Genomic DNA, 10,748 nt, shown 5'->3' with positions numbered 1-10,748 from the left:
GTATTGCCTGCTGCAAGCCGTGTAATATCGCTGCGATCGCCAGTCGAAGATACATTTTCATACTTAGCCGCAGGCCATAAAAGAAAATTACGCATGATAGAATGTGCAACGCAACAAAAATAATCAGCATTCATGATTTAAATCAACATCGTCTGCGTCCGGTCAATCATTTTTAGGAAAATTCATGTACTACCGTCTGGCTTGCCTCAATGAAAAAAGCGAAATTACCAAAACAGTCGACGCCGGGGATGACTTCCTTGCGGCGGTGAACAAGGGCGCACAATTACGTCATGAACTGAATGCACCTTATCAGGTTGACGTTGTCTCTGTCACCCACGATGGTGGTGAGCATAAACTGGCCCAATTGGGTGGGTTCTCCTGAAGTTTCTGACGTACTTGCCCGGGTGCCTGCAAGCACCCTACATACAATATGGCTGATCAAAATACGGTTCTGATACTTCAGGGTGGTGGTGCTCTGGGTGCTTACCAGGCAGGTGTCTACCAGCAATTGCAAGAAACCGGCATGCCTGTAGAGTGGATCATAGGCACCTCCATCGGTGCCATCAACTGTGCTCTGATCGCCGGCAATCAGCCAGACAAGCGGGTTACTCAATTACGCGCGTTCTGGGACAGCCTGGCACCGGACGCCCTGCACCGTGACAGCTTCTGGCCATCCCTGACCCCATGGATGAATATCACCAACAACGTCAATACCCTGTCGGCCCTGATGCAGGGTGTTGCCGGCTTTTTCAAGCCACGCTTTGGTGCGGCCTGGGATATCAATGCCAAGGTACCGCTGGAAGAAACCGGCTTTTACGATACCTCGCCACTCAAGGCCACACTGGAAAAATATGTGGATTTTGATTATCTGAACGAAGGCCCCATGCGCATCAGCGTATGTGCAGTCGATATTGATAATGGCCAGGGCGTAGTATTCGACAGCAAGAAAGAACGGATACACCCGGAACACATCATGGCCAGTGGCGCCTTGCCACCTGGTTTTCCGCCCATAAAAATCGGCAAGCATGCTTATTGGGATGGCGGCGTATATTCAAATACGCCACTGGAAGTGTTTCTGGATGAAAAAAGAAATGCCGATGCCCTGTGTTTTATGATCGATTTGTGGGACCCGACAGAAAGCCGGCCCGAATCCATCGCTGCCGCCATGACGCGCTACAAAAGCATACAGTACGCCAGTCGCTCCACAGAACAGTTGCTAATGCACCAGCAAATACAAGACATGCAACGTGCCATACGCACACTGACTGAGCACCTGCCCGCTGCTGCACGCAAAAAGGCCGAGCTGCAGCCGTTGATGGCCATGGGCTGCGATCACACCGTCAATGTCGTCCATCTGATCATGAAAGCACTGCCGGACGACCATTATTTCAAGGACGTGGATTTCAGTAGATCAACCGTACAAGCGCGCTGGACCAATGGCATTCATGATTGCAAACGTGCACTGCGTCACAAATCATGGCTGAAACCCCTGCCACCACACGCGGGACTGGTCATCCACGAATTGCCGCAAGAGTAAAGCACTGCCCCTGCTGCGTGCAGTTGCAGGGGAATAACAGGCTTATTTCCGGGCGGGCATGGCAGCCTGCTCAGTCACACCACAATACGCACCCGCACCACCACCATCACCACCCACACGCGTAACGGACAGATTGGCGAAGTCAACCAGATCTTCAGCGTCCTGTCTTAAATCTGGATGGTGCTTGCGATAAATGCCCCATTTGGGGCGCATATGGTCGGCACCGGTACGCCAGAATGACAGCCCTGAACGATCAATATTCAATACTGGCCTGCCCTGCTGGTCACGAATCAGCAATTGATAGCGTGCATCGGTGTTGGAATAATGAATCTCTTCCCTCACATCCAGCCATTGCCCAGCCACAGCAGCCAGATCAAATGAACCGAGGATGTCGAAATGTCCGCCATCCGTCAGTTTGTCGGCAATATGACGCACATATAATTTGCCGTCATTTAATGCAGTAAAGGTAATCAGAGGTGGTTCAGCATAGGATCCACCATAAGCCTTGACCTGATGAATATGTGTAAATGAAGGTGAAAATTTCATTTGCGTGGCAACCCTGAATTGCCAGCGGTAAATGAATGCATCATTATCCCTGGCCTTGAATGCTTCATGCATGCCACCTTTTGCCGGCGCAATCTTGATTTCAGTACGAGAACGGTCACTGCCTTGCTGGCGGGATTTTTTATCCAGGTTAACGTCGGCCGCCTCATTCGCCATGATGGAAAAATAATCACCAACGAGAGCATCATTGCGACCCAGGCTGACATGCGGTCGCGGCGGCACATACATGTCGTCGCTGGGTGCTTCTACCGCGCCTTTGCCAAATACTTTTTCTATATGTGCATAGGTGTCGCCATCTTTTACATCTGCTGCTGTCAGGCACAGGCTGTTGCCGGTCACACCACTGTGAAGAATTGGTGTTTTATAGATCACGCTATCAGCCCTTCTGGCGTGAGCCGCATCCAGCAATGCCAGATTAATTAAAAGAACTGCGCAAGTCCGGAAATTGTTCATGTTATTTGCAGTCAGAAAATTTGAAATGTGTCGTCGATAAGAAGACCTGGCCCGGCAACAATACAACCGATGGAAAATCAGGATGATTCGGGCTATCCGGCAAATGCTGCGTCTCAAAAGCAAAACCATCATAGGCTTCATACGCCCGCCCTTCGCTGCCAGTTTCCGTGCCATCAAAGCCATTGCCAGTATTAAACTGCACCGATGGCTCGGTCGTCCATACCTGCATACAGCGACCGCTACCAGCTTCAGTGATTTGTGCAACCTGAGTCAGGGCATTTTTGCTCCAGTCCGTAAATAACAGACTGTGGTCTATGCCGGGTGGCACGCCGCCTGGCAAGACTGGCATGGCCGACAGGCGACCGCTAAGCGATGCTGCCACTCTGAAATCCAGCGCAGTTCCTTCTACACTGGCAATAACGCCGGTAGGAACCCGCTTGTCATCCGTCAGCAGATAACGGTCTGCATTGATCCTGAATACATGTTGCGACATGCCCTTGCTGCCAGCACCGGCCAGATTGAAATACGCATGATTCGTCAAATTGATTACCGTGGCAGTTGTTGTGCTTGCCCTGTATTGGATACTAAATTCATTGCGCCTGCGATACAGACTGTAACGAACCTCTACCCTGACCATACCAGGAAAACCCTGATCACCATCCGGGCTAAGCAGGCTGTAGACCGAGCCAACCGTATCATCATCGGCAAAATCTTGCCGCGTCCATACACGCTTGTCATAACCATCGGGATCACCATGCAGGGCGATGCCTCTGGCGTTCTTTGGCAACATGACCTGCCGCCCTTCAAGTGGAAAACTGGCATTGCCTATGCGTCCGGCATAGCGCCCTATGACAGCAGCAAACTTGCGCTTACTGGTCTCATAGGCCTGCAGGCTGGGCAAGCTCAACACCACATTGGCAAACTGACCGTGACGACCAGGAACAGATATCGCTGTCAACGTAGCACCGTAATCGATATAACTGACTGTCATACCCAGGTCATTGCGCAGGCTAACGCGCCCGACCTTTTCCCCCTGGCGGGTTTGTCCCCATGTTTCGATTATTGTATTTGCCGCCCCAACATCATCTTTTGCATAGACTGCGCTGACCATGCTCACCAAACTGGCTAGCAGCAATGGCAGACACAACAGCAGGCGGCATAACATGCATTTCGCCATGCTCAGTTTAGTACTGAGGGCCAGCGATCACAAAAGGGCCACCCTGAAAACGGGCAGTCGCATCATCGGCCGCGGGATAGGCAATGTTGTCGGCAAACTGATGTGCAAATTGTTTGGAACTGTCTGCCGGACGGTAGCCCAGATGGGATGCCTTACGGTTATCCCACCAGCGGCTTGCATTGTCCGAACTGCCAAAGCTGATGGTATGTCCAACCCTGGGAGTGAAGACTGCGCAGCGTATCAGTTCCAGTAAATCCGCATAGCTGAGATAAGTCACCATCATGCGCGGATTCAATGGCGCAGGAAAACTGGAACCTATGCGCAGGCACACGGTTTCTATGCCAAAACGGTCATAGTAATAACGCGACAGGGCTTCGCCAAAACATTTGCTAAGGCCATAAAATCCGTCAGGACGTAAAGGCATGTCGGCATCCACCAGTTCCGTAGTCGGGTAATAGCCCACCACATGACTGGAACTGGCATAAATGACGCGCTTGACACCGCAGGCATGCACCGCATGGTAGAGGTTGTACATTCCCAGAATATTGGCCTGCATGATGGGTTCAAATTTATCTTCCACTGAAATGCCGCCAAAATGCAGTACGACATCAACACCCTCCACCAGTTTCATCACAGCTGCGCCATCGGCAAGATCACACTGCACGATCTCTTCGCCATCACGCGCCTCACCCAGATCGGCAATATCACTGAGCCTCAGATGACTGGTCCAGGCCGATACATGCTGACGCAATACCTTCCCTAATCCTCCACCTGCGCCGGTCAGCAAGATTCTATTAATTGATTTGTTATCCGGCTTGTTATCTGTTGTCGTAGTCATGTGTATTTTCTCAACATTTGAATTGGCAATCATCATCGCGCGGACCGGCTGCCAATGCGACGGCAGCGCGCAACACCCTGTTGCATGGGGTATTACATCAATCGGCACGACTATGGAAACTTTAAGTTAAACGATTAACTAAGTATACTAAAAAATACTGCGCACGCAAGAACCTTTTGGATTTTCACATAAACATCCAGATTTTTTAATTTGTACAGCATGGCATAAACCACACTTGAATTAGCGTATCTTCATTCACATACCGGGATTTTTCTTATTCAGGTTACAATGCAAATGACCAGACCAAGAATAAAGTTAAACCTTTAACTCAATTATGAAAAAAAAGCTTCCGACGATACGCGATGTTGCAGCTGCGGCACAGGTTTCCACCGCAACCGTGTCCAAATACATCAATGGCACGCAAAAATTCTCCGCCGCCGTCGAAGCCAATCTCAAGAGGGTCATTGAAGAGCTGGGTTATCAGTCCAACCCGCAGGCCCAATCCATGATTACCGGCAAGACCAAGACGATAGGTCTGTCAATACTGGATATCAGCAACCCGCATTTCACCAGCATCGTCAAAGGCGCCAACCGGGTTGCCATGGAAAAGGGCTATACCCTGCTGCTGGTGGACACGGATGAAACCCTGAGCCGTGAACGCCCCCTGCTGGAAGCATTAAGCCGCAAGGTAGACGGCATGATCGTATTTTCGCGCCTGCCGGAACAGGATCTGGAATGGCTGTTTCAGATGGACAAGCCACTGGTTTTCTTTGGTCGCATACACGAACGTCAACTGCCATCAGTAGGCAGCGATGACAGGCGCGGCACCTATATGCTGGCACAGCATCTGGTGGCACTGGGACACAAGCGTATTGCGTATGTAGGCTTTGCAAAATCACGACGCGACGAAGAACGCATGAGCGGCGTCCGGGATTGTCTGGATAAACACCAGTTACCACTGACCAAATACAACACCAATGCCGCCACCGCCGCCGAGGGTGAACGCCTGTGCTCATCCATCATGCTGGGAGACAATCCCCCGGACGCACTGATTTGTTACAACGACCTGATTGCCCTCGGCTTCATGAAGGAAGCGCAGATCCTGGGCTTCCAGTTACCGAATGATATCTCGGTCACTGGCATAGACAATATCCTGTATGGCCGCTTTGTCACTCCGGCACTGACCTCGGTGGACCTGCAAAGTGAACGCATGGGCGTCGCTGCCATGGAAAAACTCATGCAAATCATCGCCGGCGCCCAGGACAATGAACTCACCGTGATAGAACCACAACTGGTCTTGCGCGCATCCACCATGCGCCGTAATTAGTCTCAAAGACTGCCACTACCACACCTACTCCAGCACATACTGCGGCACGTACTCCGCACATATAGCGTACCTACAGCGCACTGATCGCACACATATAGCGCATCAGACAAGCTATCCCGACCTCGCAAATCTATTGTTAAACGTTTTCCATTTTCTTTATTTTCCTGCAAGCTGGCAAGAGGCCGATATTCCCCACCCCCGCCGTTGTCGCACTACAACGAATACAAAAAAATGATTTCTGCTACTTTACTCTCGATCTTTTCTTCACTATTATCCAGTTAAACGTTTTCCTAAATAATTTCAAGCTTGCTCCAGGTACTCTTCACACCTTGCAAGCAAGAACAAACCTGCCAGGTTATAGCTGATGAATTTCTTGCCCCGAATTTGCATTCTGCTCACCGTACTCACCACGCTCACATCTGCCCCGGTGATCGCTGCCAGTGACACCGCCAAAGTCGTCTATGAACCGCCACTGGCGAATGTTGCCATGGACAAGATTGTGCAGTCCGAGCTATATCCGCAACTGGCCTATCTGGCGCAAAAGCTGCTGGCTGAAAAAGAAAACACCACACTCAATGGCTACCCTGCCTTCAACGGCAAGGATAAGTTTTTACCAGGGAAAATCGCTTCCGGCCTGGGCCACCTGCTGCTGAACGCAAAGCATGAAGGAAAATATCTTGCCCCCTATCTGCGTGATTTTCGCGAATCGGCGGAATTGACTGTCGGCATGGACAATCACACCTGGGGCATCTACTACTATCTGCTGACGCTGTACGAGTTAAAGAAAAATGGTTTGCTGGAGCAGGCACTCACAGCAAAAACACTGGATGCACTGAAGAAAAAACTGGACTGGCGCAGCTTCGTCACACAAACAGATTTCAAACTTATACAGTTACCGACCAATTATTACGGTGTGGCATTTGGTGTGGCACGCCTGCGCATGCTGCTGGGCTGGGAAGACGAAACAGCAAGCCAAAGCCTGTTGAAAAAACTGCTGGATCATTATGAACAACATTCCGGCACCTATGGTTTTTCTGATGAAACCGAAGGTGAAGGCCGTTTTGACCGCTACAGCATTTTGCTGATTTCAGAAATCTGCGGACGTTTCATAGAAACCGGCATGGAAGTCACACCAGAATTGAAAGTCAAGTTAAGAAAAGCAACTGACATTGCCTTCCGCCTGGGCAATGTATCCGGCGATGGTTTCAGTTTTGGACGCAGTATCGGTGCCTATGGCGAAACTGCCGTGCTTGACATACTGACGGTATCTGCCTACCTGAACATATTGAGCCCGCAAGAGAAAGAATATGCCTACGCCTATTCCACCCGCATTGTCGCCAAATACGTTGATTTCTGGTACGACAAAAAAACCAGGTCTGTCGATCTGTGGGGTCAGGGCCGGAAAACGGACGACTATCGCGGCATACACCGCATACTGGGCGAAAATTTCTCACTGCTGCACCAACTGATCTCGGCCAATGACCTGTGGCGTCAGATGGGATACCAGGACACATTACCCAAGCAGGATCTGGCAGCATGGCTGAACCAGACACAACCCGCATTTGAGTTCACCTGGTTTGCCCGTGGCGAATACGACAGAGCGCTCGCCATCTATAGAGATGCAGGACATGTATTCAGTTTGCTGATGGTGAATGGTGGTGCCAGCCAGCACGGCAACAGCCCTTATTATCCCTTGCCATTTTCCAATCTGCTGGTTGCCGGCATTGCTGACAGCGGCTATCAGCATCCGCAATTGCTGCCCAAATTTACCTTGAATGACGGCAGTGAACTGATCGCCACGGCCTTTATCAAGAACATCCGCAATACAAAAAACCAGCAAGCCTATGAGGTCAGTTATCACCAGGACAGCCTGACCAGAATCGGCCCAGTCAATCAGAAACCAGTACCGGATGCACGCATACAACTGAATACCAGCTACCGTCTGAGCGCAGGCACAATCACCCGGACAGACCAGTATCTGCCCACAGAAAAACTGGGGGTGCGCCAGGTGTCACTGGAATTTGCCAGCTTTTCAGAAATGCCTGAAATCAGTGGCAATACCATCCACTTCAACAAAGGTGATCTGAGTGAATTTACAGTCACAGGCATGGATCACTGTAGCGCCAGGGCCAGCCTCGATACAGAAAATTTCAAATCGCCAAACGGACCCATGAAGACCCTGGTGATCTGTGAACGCAAAGCCTTCAGTTTCGATACGCCCATCACGATTAGCTGGTCCATAAAATACCATTGATGAATACCATTGATAAATACCACTGATTTATTCATTGGATGAACCACACCGGAATTCTCTGTGCAAATTCAACATCAGCAAGCTTGTTGATGCAGCAGTGATTTTCAATTGCAACACCAGAAATACCCAGCAACACCAATAAAAAACAATTATCAGGAGATAGAAAAATGCGCAACAAACCATCACGACCAAGGCAAACATGCCGACTCTTGCCCATCACTTCAGCGGTAGCGCTGGCGCTGTTGAGCATGATGCAGACCGCCACAGCACAACAGGCACCAGCTACCACGGCCGAGCAACCAAAACTGGAAGAGGTCATCGTATCTGCCAATAAACGCATAGAAAAACTGGAACAGGTTCCGCTGGCCATCACGGTATTGGGCGATGCTGTACTGCAAAGAAATAATGTTCGCGAATTTGCCGACGTCATCAACCTGTCACCGGCACTGACCATCACCTACGGCACCACACCCGCGAATAACGGTATCAATATGCGTGGCATAGGCACCACCTCGATAGGCATAGGCGTGGAAGCTGACGTGGCCGTTATCATCGATGACATTCCCATGGGGATGCAGGTCAAGGCATTCCAGGATTTGACGGATATCGCCAGGATAGAAATCCTGAAAGGACCACAAAGCACCCTGTTTGGTAAAAGCGCCATTGCCGGTGCCGTGAATGTCACGACCAAGCCGATTTCCGGCCCTCTGGCAGGCAATTTCAGCACTTTGTACACCAGTGATGGCGAATGGCGCGTCGGCGGCAGCTACGGTGGTGAACTGTCAGAAAAATTCGGCTTTCGCATCGCTGCCAGCGACACCCGCTTCGCCGGCAATGTCAATAACCTGACTACCGGCACCAAAACCAATGGCTCCGGCGGCAAGACCTTCATGGCGAAACTGAGCTGGCATCCGACCGATACGCTGGACATTGATTTCACCCCTCGCTACAGCTATTCCAACACCACCTGCTGTGCCCTGGTCGCAACCAGCGTGACGCCATTGCAGGGGGCATTGCTGTCAAATGTCGCACAACTGCCTGCCACCACGCTGCTGCAGGGTATCAATATCGGGCCTTACAATACAGACATTCGCAATGACACCAAGACCGGGCAGGAATCCACCAGTCGTGGCTTTGGCTTGCGCATCAACTATGCCATGCCGAATGGTGCCACGTTAAGTTCCATCACCTCGCTGGACAAGTATTATGCGAATGATTCGCGTGACCAGGATTTTGTCGATGTCCCTACCCTGCTGTATTACCCACTGGCAAACGGTAAGCCGGCTGGCGTCAACGAAGGTTATGTGCAGTACGGTACTTTCGATGTCATTTCCAGAACCCAGGAACTGCGTCTGACTTCACCCGATAACCAGCCCGTCAAATATGTAGCCGGCCTGTGGTATGGATGGAATGCCATCGACCGCCACTTCATCCGCGGTTATAACGGCATCGCCCTGAGTACGCCGACCCAGTATTTCACCGATACCTACAATGAAAACAAGGCGATCTTTGGCCAGGTAAGCTGGGATTTTGCCAAGGATTACAGCGTGCTTGCCGGTCTGCGTTATAACCGTGAAACCTCGGGCTATCATTTTACGACAGGCGCACCGCCACCCGGCGCGTTCGTTCCGACTGCCTCGTATTCCAGTGTGGACAACACAGAAAATGCCACCACCGGCAAACTGAGCCTGCAACATCAGTTCAGTAAAAACCTGATGGCGTATGCACTGGGTGCCACCGGCTACAAGGGTCTGGCTTATGACCTGACCAGCAGCCTGAATGCTGCCACGGCCGCCCAACAGCCTGTACATTCAGAAACGTCCAATACGTTTGAACTGGGCCTGAAAGGCAATTTCCTGAACAACCGTCTGACCTTGAACCTGGCCGCCTTCAACAGCAAATTCAAGAATTATCAGCAAAATTCTGGCGGTTATTTGCCTGGCACGACCACGTATGTCACCCGCCTCAACAGCGTCGGCGGGGTACAGACCCGTGGTGTGGAAATGGATATCTCGGCACTGGTGACGACTGATTTCATCATCAATGGCAGTGTCGCCTATACCGACGCCAGCATTACCGAATTTCCGAATGCCCCCTGCTACAACGTCACAGATACATCGAATGGTGGATTTAATGCAGCGTGTCAGTTGAAATCAGCACAGTATGGCGGACAGAATGTGCAAGACCTGGCCGGTGGACGGATGCCAAATGCACCGAAGATCAAGGCCAATCTGGGCGGGCAATACGATATCCGCCTGAAAGATAATTCTTTCGATGCCTTTATAACTGCAGCAGTCCGTTACCAAAGCGAAGTATTGACCAACCTGAATCAGGACCCGACACTGTCGGTCGCCGGCTATAGCGTGACCAACCTGGGATTTGGTATCAAAGACAAACAAAGCAGATACAAGCTGAGTTTCTTTATCAATAACCTGTTCAACAAACATTATGCCAACACCGGCTTTACCGGCCTGGGAAGCTGGAGTTCCAAAGCCCCGAATCCGGTGATCGCCGTCACCAACACCACCTGGAGCCCGGCCCGTGATGCCTTCCGTTACGTGGGTGTACGCTTCGATGCCAAGTTCTGATCAGGCATTG

9 protein-coding genes are annotated in these 10,748 nt (G+C 51.0%); 5 read left to right on the top strand and 4 right to left on the bottom strand.

Annotated elements, in window-relative coordinates; translation table 11 throughout:
* Positions 1-184: 184 nt before the first annotated feature.
* Both H8L32_RS10645 and H8L32_RS10640 read left to right on the top strand, forming a co-directional pair.
* Complete coding sequence (locus H8L32_RS10645; RefSeq protein ID WP_186947158.1) at positions 185-382, top strand: hypothetical protein; 198 nt, start codon at positions 185-187, stop codon at positions 380-382.
* A gap of 48 nt (positions 383-430) precedes the next feature.
* Positions 431-1,537, top strand: a complete 1,107-nt coding sequence (locus H8L32_RS10640; protein ID WP_186947157.1) for a patatin-like phospholipase family protein — start codon at positions 431-433, stop codon at positions 1,535-1,537.
* A gap of 42 nt (positions 1,538-1,579) precedes the next feature.
* On the opposite strand, the gene H8L32_RS10635 is transcribed toward H8L32_RS10640, so the two are convergent.
* The 3 genes from H8L32_RS10635 to H8L32_RS10625 are packed head-to-tail and all read right to left on the bottom strand — an operon-like array spanning position 1,580 to position 4,569.
* Positions 1,580-2,554, bottom strand: coding sequence for a heparin lyase I family protein (locus tag H8L32_RS10635; protein ID WP_186947156.1), 975 nt, complete (start codon positions 2,552-2,554; stop codon positions 1,580-1,582).
* Position 2,555: 1 nt separating this feature from the next.
* A complete protein-coding gene (locus tag H8L32_RS10630) occupies positions 2,556-3,719 on the bottom strand; it encodes an aldose epimerase family protein (protein ID WP_186947155.1) in 1,164 nt (387 codons plus the stop codon).
* 19 nt (positions 3,720-3,738) lie between these two features.
* Complete coding sequence (locus H8L32_RS10625) at positions 3,739-4,569, bottom strand: NAD-dependent epimerase/dehydratase family protein (RefSeq protein WP_186947154.1); 831 nt, start codon at positions 4,567-4,569, stop codon at positions 3,739-3,741.
* A gap of 334 nt (positions 4,570-4,903) precedes the next feature.
* Here H8L32_RS10625 and H8L32_RS10620 point away from each other — a divergent pair, with 334 nt between their 5' ends.
* Both H8L32_RS10620 and H8L32_RS10615 read left to right on the top strand, forming a co-directional pair.
* Complete coding sequence (locus tag H8L32_RS10620) at positions 4,904-5,896, top strand: LacI family DNA-binding transcriptional regulator (protein WP_186947153.1); 993 nt, start codon at positions 4,904-4,906, stop codon at positions 5,894-5,896.
* A gap of 364 nt (positions 5,897-6,260) precedes the next feature.
* Complete coding sequence (locus tag H8L32_RS10615) at positions 6,261-8,150, top strand: hypothetical protein (protein WP_186947152.1); 1,890 nt, start codon at positions 6,261-6,263, stop codon at positions 8,148-8,150.
* A gap of 31 nt (positions 8,151-8,181) precedes the next feature.
* Here the strand turns inward: H8L32_RS10615 and H8L32_RS10610 are convergent, their stop codons facing one another.
* Entirely contained in the window at positions 8,182-8,400 is a 219-nt protein-coding gene (locus H8L32_RS10610; protein ID WP_186947151.1) for a hypothetical protein, read from the bottom strand.
* 1 nt (position 8,401) lies between these two features.
* Here H8L32_RS10610 and H8L32_RS10605 point away from each other — a divergent pair, with 1 nt between their 5' ends.
* Positions 8,402-10,738, top strand: coding sequence for a TonB-dependent receptor (locus tag H8L32_RS10605; RefSeq protein ID WP_222619316.1), 2,337 nt, complete (start codon positions 8,402-8,404; stop codon positions 10,736-10,738).
* The last annotated feature ends 10 nt before the right edge of the window (positions 10,739-10,748 follow it).

Origin of the sequence: Undibacterium hunanense (assembly GCF_014284335.1) — a bacterium.
Classification (GTDB): domain Bacteria; phylum Pseudomonadota; class Gammaproteobacteria; order Burkholderiales; family Burkholderiaceae_D; genus Undibacterium; species Undibacterium hunanense.
Note: the sequence above shows the minus strand (reverse complement) of the source record. Positions and strands in the feature narration are given on the sequence as shown.

Excerpts from the sequence above, each read along its gene's own strand:
- H8L32_RS10645 (WP_186947158.1), top strand. The coding sequence starts at position 185 with ATGTACTACCGTCTGGCTTGCCTCAATGAAAAAAGCGAAATTACCAAA.
- H8L32_RS10640 (WP_186947157.1), top strand. The coding sequence starts at position 431 with ATGGCTGATCAAAATACGGTTCTGATACTTCAGGGTGGTGGTGCTCTG.
- H8L32_RS10635 (WP_186947156.1), bottom strand. The coding sequence starts at position 2,554 with ATGAACAATTTCCGGACTTGCGCAGTTCTTTTAATTAATCTGGCATTG.
- H8L32_RS10630 (WP_186947155.1), bottom strand. The coding sequence starts at position 3,719 with ATGTTATGCCGCCTGCTGTTGTGTCTGCCATTGCTGCTAGCCAGTTTG.
- H8L32_RS10625 (WP_186947154.1), bottom strand. The coding sequence starts at position 4,569 with ATGACTACGACAACAGATAACAAGCCGGATAACAAATCAATTAATAGA.
- H8L32_RS10620 (WP_186947153.1), top strand. The coding sequence starts at position 4,904 with ATGAAAAAAAAGCTTCCGACGATACGCGATGTTGCAGCTGCGGCACAG.
- H8L32_RS10615 (WP_186947152.1), top strand. The coding sequence starts at position 6,261 with ATGAATTTCTTGCCCCGAATTTGCATTCTGCTCACCGTACTCACCACG.
- H8L32_RS10610 (WP_186947151.1), bottom strand. The coding sequence starts at position 8,400 with ATGCTCAACAGCGCCAGCGCTACCGCTGAAGTGATGGGCAAGAGTCGG.
- H8L32_RS10605 (WP_222619316.1), top strand. The coding sequence starts at position 8,402 with ATGCAGACCGCCACAGCACAACAGGCACCAGCTACCACGGCCGAGCAA.